Source organism: Arthrobacter yangruifuii (genome assembly GCF_009192775.1).
GTDB classification, from domain to species: Bacteria; Actinomycetota; Actinomycetes; order Actinomycetales; family Micrococcaceae; genus Arthrobacter_B; species Arthrobacter_B yangruifuii.
Genome location: NZ_VTFX01000006.1, coordinates 214,561 through 229,648 on the forward strand (window position 1 = coordinate 214,561; position 15,088 = coordinate 229,648).

Annotated in this window: 8 protein-coding genes and 1 tRNA gene; 4 read left to right on the top strand and 5 right to left on the bottom strand. The window is 66.5% G+C overall.

Features of this window, described 5'->3' with window-relative positions; genetic code table 11:
* Positions 1-20: 20 nt before the first annotated feature.
* Positions 21-111, bottom strand: a tRNA-Ser gene (locus GD627_RS15465).
* Between the two features lie 95 nt (positions 112-206).
* A complete protein-coding gene (locus tag GD627_RS15470; RefSeq protein WP_152273271.1) occupies positions 207-2,336 on the bottom strand; it encodes a prolyl oligopeptidase family serine peptidase in 2,130 nt (709 codons plus the stop codon).
* A 94-nt stretch (positions 2,337-2,430) separates the two neighbouring features.
* Here GD627_RS15470 and GD627_RS15475 point away from each other — a divergent pair, with 94 nt between their 5' ends.
* Both GD627_RS15475 and GD627_RS15480 read left to right on the top strand, forming a co-directional pair.
* Positions 2,431-4,458, top strand: a complete 2,028-nt coding sequence (locus tag GD627_RS15475) for an FAD/NAD(P)-binding protein (protein WP_152273272.1) — start codon at positions 2,431-2,433, stop codon at positions 4,456-4,458.
* A 142-nt stretch (positions 4,459-4,600) separates the two neighbouring features.
* On the top strand, positions 4,601-5,551 hold the full coding sequence (locus GD627_RS15480) for a zinc-binding dehydrogenase (protein WP_152273273.1): 951 nt from the start codon (positions 4,601-4,603) through the stop codon (positions 5,549-5,551).
* Positions 5,552-5,642: 91 nt separating this feature from the next.
* Here GD627_RS15480 and GD627_RS15485 read toward each other — a convergent pair whose 3' ends face one another.
* On the bottom strand, positions 5,643-7,136 hold the full coding sequence (locus tag GD627_RS15485; protein WP_152273274.1) for an aldehyde dehydrogenase family protein: 1,494 nt from the start codon (positions 7,134-7,136) through the stop codon (positions 5,643-5,645).
* A 185-nt stretch (positions 7,137-7,321) separates the two neighbouring features.
* On the opposite strand from GD627_RS15485, the gene GD627_RS15490 reads away from it, so the two are divergent.
* Complete coding sequence (locus tag GD627_RS15490) at positions 7,322-7,981, top strand: hypothetical protein (protein ID WP_152273275.1); 660 nt, start codon at positions 7,322-7,324, stop codon at positions 7,979-7,981.
* Positions 7,982-8,068: 87 nt separating this feature from the next.
* Positions 8,069-9,016: a DUF2382 domain-containing protein gene (locus GD627_RS15495; RefSeq protein WP_152273276.1), complete on the top strand. Its 948-nt coding sequence runs from the start codon at positions 8,069-8,071 to the stop codon at positions 9,014-9,016.
* A gap of 118 nt (positions 9,017-9,134) precedes the next feature.
* On the opposite strand, the gene GD627_RS15500 is transcribed toward GD627_RS15495, so the two are convergent.
* Positions 9,135-10,091 carry an alpha/beta fold hydrolase gene (locus GD627_RS15500; protein ID WP_246165559.1) on the bottom strand — a complete coding sequence of 319 codons (957 nt, stop codon included), beginning with the start codon at positions 10,089-10,091 and terminating at the stop codon, positions 9,135-9,137.
* Between the two features lie 162 nt (positions 10,092-10,253).
* The gene (locus GD627_RS15505) at positions 10,254-14,750 is read right to left on the bottom strand and encodes an ExeM/NucH family extracellular endonuclease (protein WP_152273277.1); all 4,497 of its coding nucleotides are present in this window, start codon (positions 14,748-14,750) and stop codon (positions 10,254-10,256) included.
* Between the last annotated feature and the right edge of the window lie 338 nt (positions 14,751-15,088).

Sequence of the window (15,088 nt, forward strand, 5' to 3'; positions counted from 1 at the left end):
CCGGAAAACCGGGGGACTAGTGGCGGAGACGGGGAGATTTGAACTCCCGGTGGGCTTTAGGCCCACACTTCATTAGCAGTGAAGCCCATTCGGCCGCTCTGGCACGTCTCCAACATACTTTTCAGCTCGCACTGTCAGCATGGCTTGCAGCTTCCGCTGCCAGCCTGACAAGACTACCGGCAACCTGCCGGTTTCAGCAAAACGCCTCAGCCGAGCCCTCCGGTGAGCGCTTCCCACAGGAATTCGTAGGACATGGCGTGCATCCGGGCCGATTGCCGGTTGTCCGCCGCACCGGCGTGGCCGCCCTCCAGGGCCTCATGGAACCAGACCTTGTCCGCACCCATGGCCTTCATCCGTGCAGCCATCTTGCGGGCCTGCACCGGGCCCACCCGGTCATCACTGGTGGCGGTCCAGATCAGCGTGGGCGGATAGGAAACATCTTCCTTAATCAGGTGATACGGCGAGAACGTCTGCACGAACTCCCACTGCTGCGGATCATCCGGATCGCCGTATTCGGCAATCCAGGAATACCCGGCGGACAGCTTGGTGTAGCGGCGCATGTCCAGCAGCGGCACCCCGCAGGACACGGCGCCGAACAGGTGCGGATACGTGGTGAGCATGTTGCCCACCAGCAGGCCGCCGTTGCTGCGGCCGGTGCAGCCAAGATGTTCCCGGGACGTGACGCCGCGGGACACCAAATCCTCGGCCACGGCAGCGAAGTCCTCATATGCCCGGTGCCGGTTTTCCTGCAGGGCGGCGCGGTGCCATTCCGGTCCGTACTCGCCGCCGCCGCGGATGTTGGCCAGAACGTACACGCCACGCCGCTCGACGCCGTCGGCGTCCGTGGTGCGCCGCTCCAGCCAGCCGCGGCCCACCACGCCGCTGTAGGCAGGGGTCAGGGACGCCTCGAACCCGCCGTAGCCGTTGAGCAGGGTGGGGTTGCCGCCGTCGAGCACCAGATCCTGCGGCGCCACCTGGAAGTACGGGACCCTGGTGCCGTCCGCAGACACGGCGAAGTGCTGTTCCACGGTGAGTCCGCTGGTGTCGAAGAACGCCGGGGAGGTTTTTACTGCCACCCCGGGGGTGCCTTCGCCGCCCCCGGGGCCGGCCAGGGTGCCGCGGGACAGCGTGGAGGGAGTGAGGAAGCCGGTGCTGATCAGCCAGTAGTCGTTGCCCGCTTTTTCATCCTCGTCATCCACGGCATACGCGTCCACCGAGTGCAGCGGCGGGCAGGCATCCAGGACCTCGGAACGCCAGCCGTCCTCCGGAGTAAGCACCCGGATCTCGGAGCTGACATCGCGAAGCAGGTTCAGCAGCAGCCGGTCCCGCGTCCAGCTCCAGGACTGCAGCGACGTTGCCGCATCCGGGGTGAAGAGGCGGCGGACGGTACGGTTCCCGGACAGGAAGTCAGCCAGCGGCGCGGCCAGCAGCGAACCAGCCGGGTGGACGGCGCCGTCGAGCTCCCAGTCCGTGCGCGGACGCAGCAGCAGCCATTCCCGGTGCAGATCCACGTTCACATCCAGCGGAACGTCCAGCTGCACCCAGTCGCCGCCTTCGCGCAGGAAGGTGCGGGTGTTGTAGAAATCGATGATGTCCACGGCCAGGTCCCGTTCGAAGCCCGGCGTCTGGTCCCGCTGCACCACGGCCATCATGTGGTCTTCGGGCACCTCAAAATACGGTGCGGCGTCCGCCAGCTGCTGGCCGCGGCGCAGGATGCGGCTGGTGCGCGGGTAGGACGAAGTGGTCATGGACCCCGGACCGAAATCCGTGCCGACATACAGGCTGTCCTCACCGGCCCAGCTGATCCGGCTCTTGGCTGCGGGAATGTCGAACCCGCCGGGAACAAAAGCGCCGTCGACGACGTCGAACTCCCGGAAGCGGGCCGCGTCGCCGCCGTCGGGGGAGAGGGCCACCAGGGCCCGTCGGTAGGAGGCGCCGTCCGCGGGACGCAGGAACATGGACCCGCCCCAGACCCACTCGGTGCCCTCCGCGGCGCCGAATTCATCCAGATCGAGCAGGATCTCCCACTCGGTGTCCTCCGCCGTGTAGCTTTCCCAGCTGGTGCGGCGCCACAGGCCCTTGGGGTGTTCGGCGTCGCGCCAGAAATTGTAGTAATGCTCCCCGCGCTTGCCGACCATGGGGATCCGGTCCGTGGAATCCAGCACCTCCAGCAGCCGCTCCTCGGTCTGCTCAAAGCCGGTGCGCGAGAGCAGGTCCTCGGTCACCGCGTTCTCGGAGCGCACCCAATCCAGCTGCTTGTCTCCGTAAATGTCCTCCAGCCAGAGGAACTCGTCGGTAGGGACGGAATCGGCAGCGCCGAGGTTCGAGGATGTCATCCGCCCATCCTAGCGACCGGCCGTGCCGCCCCCGTTTCTGCGCGGCCGGACAGCGCAGAACGTGTGGGGCCCGGCGCCCGGATATCCTAGACGCATGGATCACACGCAGAGTTTCCGGGTAGCCGTCATAGGCGCAGGACCCCGCGGCCTCTCCGTAGTGGACCGGTTGCTTACCAATCGGCGTGCTTCCGCGCAGCTCCTGCCGCTGCGCATTGAACTGATTGATCCGTTCACCCCGGGACCGGGACACGTCTGGCGGACCAATCAGTCCCGGCTGTTCCTGATGAACACTCCGGCCCTGTTTCCCACAGTGGTTCCGGCCGGGGACACCGTCCGGGATTTGCTGCCCTCGCCCGCAGGGCTCTCCTTCAACCAGTGGCGGGAACTGATGGTCGCCGGTACCCGTGCCGCGGAGGGCCTTTCCGACGGCGACCGCCGGGAGCTGGCATCCCTGGGTCCGGCGGATTTCCCCAGCCGTCCGCTGTACGGGCGGTATCTGGAATGGACCTACGAGCAGCTGCGGAAAACCGCTGCCGACGACGGCGTGGAGCTGGTGCACCGCCGCACCGAAGCACTGGGAATCTCCCGCGAAGCGGACGGCCGACTGGTCATTGAACTCGAGGGTCAGCAGGTTCTGGCGGCGGAGGCGGCGGTGCTGGCCCTGGGACACCTGCCGGCCCTGCTTTCCCCGGAACAGGCGCGGCTGCAGGACGCTGCCGAACGCCACGGCCTGACCTACCTTCCGCCCGCCGTGCCGGCCGACGTCGACTTTTCCCGGCTGCCGGCCGGAGAGCCCGTGCTGGTGCGGGGGCTGGGCCTGAACTTTTTCGACGTGATGGCTGCGGCCACCGTCGGCCGCGGCGGACGATACGTGTCCACCGGACAGGCCGCCGGCCGTGCCCTGCGCTATGAACCGTCCGGCCGTGAACCGCAGCTGATTGCCGCTTCCCGCCGCGGTACCCCCTACCGGGCCAAGGCCAAGCTGGACTCCTACGTTCCCCGCGGCATCCATCTGCGCTGGTTGACCCGCGAGGCGGCGCTCGCCTTCCGTGCGGACGGCACGCAGCCCGGCTTCGACCACGACCTGTGGCCGCTGATGCACCGGGACGCCGTCTGGGCGTACTACAGCACGCTGGCACGGGTTGCCCCGGAGGAGCTGAACGGCTCCGCCGCGGAGTTCCTTGACCGGCTGGACGCTGCGCTGAATCTTCCCGGTCCGGAATGGGATGCGGCGAAGGAGGCGGTGCTGGACAGCTGTGTTCCGTCCCACCGCCGCACCAACCTTGAAGCCCTTGCCCAGCCGCTGGGCCGCCGTCCGTTCAAGGGAGCGAACGAGGCGGACAACGCCGTGCTGGCCTATCTGGAAGGGGACGCCGCCGGATCCGCAGCCGGGGAGGACGATCCCCTGAAGATGCTCATCGGCGCCCTGAACGCCGGGCGCAGCGTGCTGAAAGCAGTGGTGGCCGACGGCGGCCTGGTCGAGGCATCCTGGCTCACCGAGCTGCGGGGCTGGTTTGAGCCGTTGGTGGAAGGACTGGCCAGCGGTCCGCCGCCGGAGCGCATTGAGCAGCTCGCCGCGTTGGTCCGTGCCGGGCTGGTGCATTTTGTCGGCCCGGATCCCCGGTTTGACGTGGATGAGGCCCGCGGCGTGTTCACCGCGTCCTCCCCGTGGGTCGGAACTGAGTATGCGGCATCCACCCTGATGGAGGCCATGATGCCGCCCAACCGGGTGGACCGTACGGTCTCCCCGCTGCTGGCCGGGCTCATCCGGGACGGGCTGGCCCGCCCGAAGGTCATGATGTCCGCAGACGGAACCCCGGTCCTGACGCCCGGCCTGGACGTCACGCTGCCGCCCTACCGGGCCGTGGGCGTCAGCGGCGAACCGGTGAAGAACCTGTTTGTCCTGGGGCTGCAGCTGTCCTCCGTCCAGTGGGGAACGGCCATTGCCGCCGAGGCCGGCGCTCCCGCCAGTGAGGGCTCACGAACCCTGCAGGACGCGGACGATATTGCTGCCGCACTGCTGGCAGCGGCTGCATCCGCTGCTGAGTCCGGTCCCCGCCGGGGCCGGGCAGCAGGCACGGACGACGCCGGCCGTTCGGCTGTGCCGATGGTGAGCCCCTAGCCGGAGAAGAAACCGGCCGGCAATAAGCTGAAAGCGGGTACGTTCGATTCGAGCGTGCTCCCGGAAGGGCATCCGCAGGGTTCAGTGCTTTGCGGTCGGTACAGCACCCGTGCAGAGTCCGCACAGAACAGGAAGGCATCCGATGAAAGCCTGGCAGTATATGGGCAAGCAGCAGCCGATCCAGCTGAACGAGGTTGAGGAGCCGGTTCCCGGTCCCACCCAGGTTCTTATCGATGTGAAGGCTGCGGGCCTGTGCCACTCAGACGTGATGTACATGGAGGTGGGGGACTCAGCCATGCCGTTCCTGCCGATGACGCAGGGACATGAGAACGCCGGCGTCATCACGGCCCTGGGCCCGGACGTCACCGGCTTCAAGGTGGGTGACGTGGTGGGCGTGAATTCCGCCGGTGTCCAGCCTCCCCTCGGCATGTTCACCCCGGGCGGTTTCGCGGACAAGCTGGCTGCGGATTACCGCGACCTGGCACGCGTTCCGGACGGCCTGGACATCTCCCTGGCCGCCCTGGCCACGGATGCGGGCATGACTTCCTACCACGCCATGATTAAGGCCGGCGGAGCGAAGAAGGGTATGAAGGTCGGCGTCATCGGCTTCGGCGGCCTGGGGCAGATCGGCGCCCGCGCTGCGGTCCTGGCCGGTGCCGAGGTGCACGTGGCCGAGATGAAGGAAGAGGCCTGGCCGGCGGCACGGGAAGTTGGTGCGGTTTCCTGCGTCAAGGACGCTGCGGAATGGGTGACCGATCCGCGGAGGGGCGGCGACTTCGACCTGGTTGTCGACTACGCCGGTTTCGATACCACGCAGAAAGCCGTAAACGCGATCAAGCGCGGCGGCAAGGTAGTCCAGGTTGGGCTGGGCAAGCAGACGTTCACCATCGTGACTACCTCCATTCTGGGCAAGACCATTGAAGGGTCGCTGGGCGGTACCGTGGCCGATATTGAAGAGGTCTTTGACCTGATGCTCCGCGGCGAGATCACCCCCGGCTACGAGGAAATCACCTTCGACCAGATTGGCGAGGGCTTGGAGCGGCTGAAGAACAACCAGGTCCTGGGGCGCTTGGTGGCCCGCTTCGGCGAGTAGCTTCTCCGGCCCCGGGCGTTAACGACGGCGGCCCCGCACACAATGGTGCGGGGCCGCCGTCGTCGTTTAGCCGCTGGTGTCCGTTACCGGATTAGAACGGGTATTCACGCGGGGCGTGCTGGACGCTGATGGTGTGGTCCGTGGTGAATTCATCGATGGCCCACTCGCCGTTGAACCGGCCGAGGCCGGAGTTCTTCTCGCCGCCGAAGGCAATGTGCGCCTCGTCCTGGACCGGGAAGTCGTTGACGTGCGTCATGCCGGCCTTGATGCGGCGGGCGAACTTCACGCCCTCCTCCAGGTTGGAGGTGAACACGGCGCTGGAGAGGCCCAGATCGGTGTCATTGGCCAGGGCCAGCGCATCCTCGGCATCCGTGGCGCGCATGATCCCGGCGATCGGGCCGAAGATCTCCTCGCGGGCCAGTTCCATGTCCTTGGTGACGTCGGCGAAGACGGTGGGGGTCAGGACCTGACCGTTGATGGTTCCTTCGAGCAGCAGGCGGGCGCCTTCGGACTTCGCGGTCTCGATCTTGGTCTTCAGGCCTTCGAGCTGCTTGGCGTTGATGATCGGGCCCACCACGTTCTTCGGGTCGGTCGGATCGCCGGCGTTCAGCGTCTTGACGTGGGCGGTGAACTTCTCCACGAACTCGTCATAGACGGCGTCTTCGACGATGATCCGGTTTACAGCCATGCAGATCTGTCCCTGGTGCAGGAACTTGCCCATGGCGGCGGCGCGGACTGCCTGGTCGACGTCGGCGTCGGCAAGGACCACAAACGGGCTGTTGCCGCCGAGCTCAAGCGCCGTGTACTTCAGCGTGGCGCCGGTGGCAGCCAGGGCGCCGATGTTCTTGCCCACGGGGGTGGAGCCGGTGAAGGAGATCATCCGCGGGGTCGGGTGCTCCACGAAGGCATCCCCGATTTCGGAACCGGCGCCGACGACGGCGTTCAGCACGCCCGCGGGCAGGCCGGCCTCTTCGAAGATCTTGGCGATGATGAGGGCACCCGTGACCGGGGTGTCGCTGGCGGGCTTCAGCACGACGGCGTTACCGAGCGCCAGTGCCGGAGCAACGGAGCGCTGGGAGAGGTGCAGCGGGAAGTTCCAGGGGCTGATGACGCCGACGACGCCCAGCGGTGCGCGGTAGACGCGCAGTTCCTTGTTCGGCGTGTCCGAGTCCATGATCTTGCCGTGCACCCGGTGCGGGAAGGTGGCTGCCTCACGGGTGATGGACGCTGCGGAAGCCACCTCAATGTTGGCCTTCAGCATGGTGCTGCCGGATTCGGCGTTGAGCCAGGCAATGATCTCGTCGCGGCGTTCCTCGAAGATCTCTGCAGCACGGGCGATAACGGTCCGGCGCTCATTCGGGGTCCTGGCTGCCCAATCCTTCTGGGCTTCCTCGGCGGCGGCGTACGCGTCGTTGAGGTCCTCGCGGGAAGCCTGCTGCATGGTCATCAGCTGCGAACCGTCAAAGGGGTTGGTATCCGTGAGGGTCTTGTCCGAACGGCCGTCGCGCCACTGGCCGCCGATGAACTGCTTGGCCGGGATCCAGTCCGTGAGGGCCGGGGAAGTCGATTCGAGCTGGGTTGTCATGATTTCTCCTAGATGAATCTTGACGATGTATTGGTGGTTACAACCGATGTGGGGGCAGAACAATTCCCGAGGCCGGACTGTCAAGGGGAGTACATAGTAAGTGACCTGTTTATTTACCCCTGTTCCGTCTAACGTGAAGCTAAGCCGGGACACTCCCGGCTGCTCCTACGGCAAAGGACGCGGTCATGAGTACTAGCGCAAGCGCAGCAGGGGACCACGCAGGGGATCAGGGACGAAAGGCGGCCGACCAGGGCCGGCATCAGGGGGACCTGGATCCGGCACCGGATAACCGGCGCGGAGACCCCGTGGAAGATGACACCAGCCGCCGGCGCGTAGTCGAGCGGGAGAAAGCCTCCTTTGGCGGAGTCAAAATCGGCTCCGCGTTTTTCGGCTGGCTGACAGCCATCGGCACCACCGTGCTGCTGAGCGCCCTGGCAACCGCCTTCGGCGCGGCGGTGCTGCTGAATGACGACAGTCCGGATGCCACAGCCATTACGGTCACCGGGACGATCATCCTGCTGGTGATCCTGTTCGTGGCCTATTACTGCGGCGGATACGTGGCGGGACGGATGGCCCGGTTCAACGGGATGAAGCAGGGAATTGCGGTCTGGGTCTGGGCGGTGGTGATTGCCATTGTGGCCGCCATCCTCGCGGCGATTGCAGGCGACCAGTTCGACATCCTGGTACAAGTCAACGGACTCCCGATGTTCGGTGACAACGCAACGGCATCGACGATTATTGCGGCCGTTGTGGCTGCAGCCGTTGCACTGGTCGGTGCCATCCTGGGCGGACTGGGCGGCATGCGCTTCCACCGCCGCGTGGACAAGGCCGGGCTCGGGAACTGAGAAAGCGGAAGTACCTGGGGGTAAGTGGGGGACGAAATATCCAACGCAGCACCATGCGCCCGATCGGCGCAGAAACAGGAGCAAAACGTGATCACCAGTGAGCAGATCGACAGCATTATGAACCACGGCACTGTGGAAGGAACCCACGGAGAGAAGATCGGCTCGGCAGGAGACATCTATCTTGATGACGAGACGGGTCAGCCGGCATGGGTAACCACCAAGACCGGGCTCTTCGGGTCCAAGGAGACGTTTGTTCCGCTGGCAGAAGCCACAGTGGACGGATCCGTTGTGCGGGTGCCGTACTCCAAGGAGATGGTGAAAGACGCCCCCCGGGTGGAGAAGGACGGGCATCTCAGCGACGAAGAGCAGGATGAGCTGTACAGCTACTACTCCATTGGCACCTCGAGCAGATCGGGAACCTCCGCCGGCTCCGGAACCGGTGTTTCCGGATCCGGCACCTCCGGATCGGGCAGTGGAGTATCCGGCTCCGGCAGCGGCTCCGGCAGCTCGGGCGGTTCAGGCTCCGGCTCCGGCAGCGGAAGGTCGAGTGGCTCGGGAACCTCCGGGCTGACGGACAGCAGCAGCTCCGGAACCTCCCGGTCTTCGAGCGGTCAGGTGGGCCATGACACGTCCGGCCCCACCACGGACGACGCCATGACCCGGTCCGAAGAGCAGCTCCATGTGGGCAAGCAGAGCCGGGAGTCCGGCCGGGCACGTCTGCGCAAATACGTCACCACGGAGAACGTGACCAAGACGGTGCCGGTCAGCCATGAAGAAGCCCGGCTTACGCGGGAACCCATTACGGACGCCAACCGCGGCTCGGCAATGGACGGGCCGGCCATCAGCGAGGAAGAGCACGAAGTGACCCTCCACGCCGAGGAGACGGTGGTGGAAAAGGAAACCGTGCCCGTGGAGCGCGTCCGGCTGGACACGGAAACCGTAACCGAAGAGGCTACGGTGACCGAGGACGTCAGGAAGGAACATATCGACATGGAGGGCGACGACGGCAGTGGCGGCAAACACAGCAGCCGCTGATATGTTCTGAACCGATCGCTCTCAAGAGCACAGGCCGCCGGGATTTTCCGGCGGCCTGTGCTGCTTTGTTTCGCACCGTGCCGTCGACAGCCGACCCAGGGTCCGGGGTCGGGAACGGCTACACAGAGCCGTCGGGATGGGCAGCAAACCACCGGAGCAGTAGTGCGGCAAAGTCCTCGCTGCGGCGCTCCGGCCACCAGTGACCTGCGTGTACCCGGGTAACCGTCACCCCGGGAAAGTGTTCCTGCAGCCCGGAAACCAGCTTCGGTGAAAGGAACGGATCCTTTAGCGGAACGATCACCTGCACCGGACCGGCCCAGCCGCCGTCCGGCAGGGACCCGACGGGCCGGAGCATGTTGGCCCGGTAGAGCTGCAGCCCCCGCACACCGTTGTCTCCGATTTTCCGGCCGGCGCGCTTCTCATACCCGGCGGTCAGGAGGTACTTCCATGCAGCCTCGGGCAGTACCGGTAGCTGGAAGGCCGCCACGTACCAGCTGCGCGCCGCCTGCATCAGTGCCTGCGGCCAGAGCCGGGGGGAGCGAAGCCGCGTCCTGAACCACCGGCGGAAGTGTCCGAGGTCGGGCCCCGAAATGCTGCTGTAGCTGAGGATCCTGCCGGAGGCGCGGGGATCCTGGATCGCGGCCCAGCCCTGGATGGATCCCCAGTCGTGGCCCACCAGGTGCACGGATCCGGTGCCGGTGGCGTCGAGAACGGCATACAGATCCTCCACCAGGAGTTCCAGGCGGTAGGCGCTGAGCGGATGCCCGTCCGCAGTATCACCGGATAGCCGGGAGGCCCCGGCGTTCCGGGTGTCATACGTGATTACGTGCCGGTCCGCGGCGAGGCGTTCCACCGCGCCGTCGAACACCCGGTGGTCATCGGGGTAGCCATGGACCAGCAGGATGCCGGGCAGCTCGGCATCAAGGACCCCGTATTCGTACACCGCCAATTCTGCACCGTGGCTCCGGACCGTGCTGCGCCGGACCATGCCGCGCCGGCCGTCCGGACCGGGAGCCTGGCTGCCCGCTGCACCCTGTTTCAGCGGATGCTCCGGGGTCTGCGGATCATGGTCCATGCGGAAGGCTCCTGTTCCACTGCCGGCCCGCGCTGTTGACTGCGCGGACCACCACCATAACCGGACCGGGTGGCCGGCCGGGCAAAGCTGCGCGGGAACAGAAAACGCCGCCCCGGAAAATCCGGAGCGGCGCTTTCTGTTCCTGCTGTTATCCGTGGACCGTTACTTCCGGCCCGCCAGGCACAGCACGTACTGCGTCAGTTCGTAGGCGTACCGGACCCAGCCGCGCACATCCCACCACTGCTTGGGCGGCACCGGCGCCTTGCAGACCGGCGCCGGCGTTGCGGCTGCCTTTTCGACGGTGACCGGGAGGGTCACCGTTGTGCCGGATTCGGCGGCCTTGAGCACGAGGGCTCCGGCCCCGGACGCCGACGCCGGAACGGTCACCGTCACGGTGGCGGAACCGGCGCTGACCGGTGCCGTTCCCAGGGACGTGGCAGTGCCGGCGGCATTCACGTAGCTGACGGCCAGCGAGGTGTTGGCCGGGCTGCCCAGCGAGGTCAGATTCAGCTGGGCGACGGTGAAGGTCGCCGCCGTTCCGGCCTTGATGGCCTTAGGCGCGCCCTTGACGGCTACACCCTGGCGGGCGAAATCGGGGGAGAGCGGACTGTTGGCTGACAGGTAGCTGATCCAGGCGTCACGGTCCACCAGCCCGCTGTCCCGGGTGTCCTTGCCCTCGTTGAAGACGGTGAAGTTGTCTCCGCCCTGGGCGAGGAAGCTGAACGTACCCACCCGGTAATCGCGGGCCGGGTCCACGGCGGCACCGTTGACGGTGATGCTCTGGATCCGTGAGCCCCGGGGCTGGTCGGCATCAAAGGTGTAGGTGATGTTGTCGGAAAGGCCGAGGGCCAGGAAGGCACGTGAGCTGCCTTCCGGCTGCCACTGCTGTTCCAGCATCGTCTTCAGCTGGGCACCGGTCAGGGTGGTGGTCCAGAGGTTGTTGACGAAGGGCAGGACTGCGTTGGCCTCCGCGTAGGTGATCACACCGTCCTCGCCGTAGTACAGCTCGGCACGCAGGCCGCCCGGATTGGTGACACCGATTTCGGCGCCGCCGCGCTCGGGAGCGGAAAGGGTGGACAACAGTGAGCCGGCCACCAGGGCACCGAGAGTGGATTCGGAGCTGCGGTCATCGCGGGCGGTACCCACGAAGGCCGAGGTGATGTCAGCGGTGACGGAACCGATGGGCTGGTTGCCCACCTCGGCCGAGTACGCCACGGCGGCATCCACAATCCGCTGCACTTCGGCAACCGCCGGGTACGCAGCTACGAGTGCCGGAGCGGGCGTCGTGGTGCGGGCCACGTTGGCTGCGGTGTAGGACAGTACCTCGTCGGTTTCCTTGTTGTACTCGAGGCGGATCTGGCCGACGAATTCGCCGTAGGAACCGGTCTGCACCACCGGGCGGGTCTTGCCGTCGGTGCCGGGAACGGCTGCATCCCAGGCGTACTGCTTGTGGGTGTGGCCGGTGTAGATGGCATCCACCAGTTCGGTGGTGTCATTCACGATTTCCGCGAAGGCACCGCCGTCAGCGAGCTCCTGATCCAGGTTGGCGCCGTCGGGAGTGCCGCTGCCGGCACCCTCGTGGTATTCGGCAACGATGACGTCGGCGAGATCCTGCTCCACCAGCTGCTCGGCTACCCGGTTGACCGCTTCCACGGGATCACCGAAGTCCAGGTTGGCGATGCCGCCCGGGCTGACCAGGCTGGCCGTCTCCTGCGTGATGGCGCCGATGACGGCAACCTTCACGCCGTTGACGTCGAGGATCTCGTATTCCTGCAGCGCAGGAGTGGTGGTGCCCTTGGTGTAGACGTTTGCGCCCAGGTAAGGGAACTCCGCTGCCGGCGCCACGCGGTCGGTGAGGTCGGCGAAGCCGCCGTCGAACTCGTGGTTGCCGACCGCCGAGGCCCGCAGCCCAAGGGCATTCAGGACATCAATGGTGGGCTGGTCCTGCTGCACCGAGGAGGCGAACAGGGACGCTCCGATGTTGTCGCCGGCCGAGAGGAACAGCGAGCTGCCCTCCGGTGCGCCGGCCTTCAGTTCCTCAACGGTTCCGGCGAACGGCACCGTGTTGGCGTCGATCCGTCCGTGGAAGTCATTGATGTTCAGCAGGTTCACCGTGGCGGTGTCCGTACCCTCGGCGGTCAGGTCCATGCCGACGAGGATCGGGTCATGGTCCGAGGCCCGGTAGGGATTGGGGGCGTAGAAATCGGTTGCGTTGTAGTTGTAGCGGCTGTATTCGAAGGCCGCGGACTCTACGGAGTTGATGTTCCAGATGTCCGTGCCGGTGACGGCCTCATTGGCTGCCGGGGATGCCAGGATGTGGTCCAGGCTGCCGACGGTGCCGCTGTAGGCGTAGGAGTGCTTGCCGGTGGCGGCGCCCAGGTCAACGTAGCCGGCATCGACCAGCACCTTGATGGGGTCCTCTGCGTGGTAGGCATTGAAATCGCCGAGCAGGAACACCTTGTCCGTTCCGGCCTTCTCCGACACGGTTTTGGTGAAGTCCACCAGTGCCTGCGCCTGGCGGACGCGGTCAGCGTTCCAGCCGCCCTGGCCGGTGTCGGCATTCTCGCCGGAGGCCGGCGCTGATCCCTTGGACTTGAAGTGGTTGGTGACGGCGAGGATTTCCGTGCCGTCTTCACCGCCGGCGGGGCGGAACGCCTGGGCCAGCGGTTCGCGGGCGTTGGAGAAGACCGCTTCGTTGTTCAGGATGGTGGATTCGCCGACCGTCTCAGCCGTTGCAGTGCGGTAGATGAAGGCGGAGCGAATCACGTCTTCGTCAGCGGGCAGGGCTGCGGGGGAGCGGACGTAGTCCCAGGTTCCCGGTGCCTGCGCATTGAGGGCTGCTACCAGGCGGGACAGGGCGTCGTCGCGGTTCTTGCCGAACTTGGCCGAGTTCTCGACCTCCATCAGCGAAACGACGTCGGCACCCAGGGCGTTGATCGCGGCGACGATCTTGGCCTGCTGGCGTTCCAGGTTCGCGGCGTTGGCGGCGCCGCGGGCGTCGCAGCCGCCGTTCACGGTGACGGGTTCGCCGCTGCGGTTCTTGTAGAACGAGCAACCGGACAGGGTGTCACCGGTGGTGGTGAAGTAGTTGAGGACGTTGAAGGACGCCAGCTTCAGGTTGCCGCCCACGCTCTCGGGTGCGGTGGTGCGGGTGTTGGTGAACGACGCCGGCGTGACGGTGGCCGCGTTGGCCTGCGTCAGTTCGGTCAGCGGCTGGAATTTCCAGGCGCTGTTGCGGAAGTCCAGGATGACGCCGGTGCTGAAGGTGGCGGCCGAGCCCACCCGGACCGGATTCTCCGGCGTCAGGTACGGCAGGGGTGTGCCCTGGTTCGCTGCGCTGAGGAAATTGGTGCTGGCGCCGTCGTCGAGCTTCACGGCGCGCGCAGCGTTGTCGGCGACGACGGCGGCGTGCTCCGGGGAACCGACGGGGGCTACCGCGGTGGGCTGGACAAGGGGAGCGGTACCGGCGGCGAGGCCGATTTCCGCGTACTGGTTCAGGGAGAAGTTGTCGGTGACGGTGAAGTCCCCCTGGGGTGCCAGCAGCATGCCCTCGAAGGTTTCACGCTGTTCCTCCGTTGCCGGCCAGGTGGTGGCGGCGGGCTTGACCTCGGGTGCTGCTTCGCTGAGTTTGGTCATGGCGCCGCCGGCGACGGTGAGCTGCGTGAGGTTGTAGTACTCGCCGACGGTGCCGGTGACCTCGACGTAATCGCCGGCGGCCACGGAACCCGCGGTTTCCGCCGAGAAGATGAAGATGCCGTCCGATGCGGTGTGCGTGGCGGGAGTGATGTCACCGCCGGTGCCCGGGGTCTGGATGTAGTAGCCGTTGAAACCGCCGGTGGGATAGACACCGGTGACCTTGCCGCGCGTGGTGACGGTCTGGCCGATCATCGGGCTGGCTGCGCCGGTGCCCTGGATCTCGGCGATCGGAACCACGTTCCCCGGCAGCGGCACAGGCGCCGGCGTCGTGGGGGTGGGGGTAGGCGTGGGGACGGGCTCGGTGGGAGCCGTGCCGGCCGAGGAGGTGGGGGTGACCGAGGCGCTGAGGCTGAAGTCGGCGGCATTGTTGTTCGAATCGCGGAATCCGGTGCGGTTCAGCGACTTCGGATCAGAGTTGCCGGCGGGAGCTGCTGCGCCCGCGGTCTCGAAGGTGTTGGAGGTGCCGTAGCCGAGCAGGTCAACCACTCCCGGAGCGCCAACAACGGAGCCGGTCGGCAGGGGGTCAACGCGGGTGCCCTGGTTGGAGAGGATCAGGGTGCCGCCGCCGCCGGCAAAGCTGGCGCCGATGGTGGCGTCAGCGTTCGGCAGGGCGGCACCGGCGGTGCCGTTGCTGGCACCGGAGACCAGGTAGTAACCGCCCGGAGCAATGCTGCCGGAGAGGGAACCGATTCCGGTGGGAGCGGCGGTGGCGTTTGCGGCCCGGTACTGGAGGGACCAGCCGTCCAGGCTTACCGTTTCGCTCGTGGGGTTGTAGAGCTCAACGAATTTGGTGGTGAACGGGGCATTGGCGCTGCCGCCGGACAAATATGCCTCGTTGATGATGATGCCGGGAACGGCAGCGGCGCCGTCCTGGGCGTAGGCCGGGAACGCGGTCAGCGGCGCGGCAAGCAGGCCGACTGACAGGGCGGTTCCGAGCGCAGCCTTCCGGATTGAAGGTCTCATGCCTCATACTCCTTGGTCGGCCGCTGGGGCCGACGGGTAATGGCCGCGCATAATGGCGGCAGGGGATGCAGCGAGTGGTGACAATGGTGATGCTAGGTGGGGCAGGTTACGAGCAGGTGTCCGTCCGGTGTCGTCCGTCAATGCACGAGCCGGGAAGGTTCCGCCGCGTCCCCCGAGGAGGCGGAAAAGTGATCGCCAGCACAGTCTACGGGCTGGCACTCCCACTTCCGGCCACGGTTACTACTCGGTAACGAAAGGGCGGCGCCCGACGCCGTTTGGCGCGCACCGGGGCGCGTGAACCTGATCGAACCAGCGCGTGCTGCAGGTAGTGGACGAGC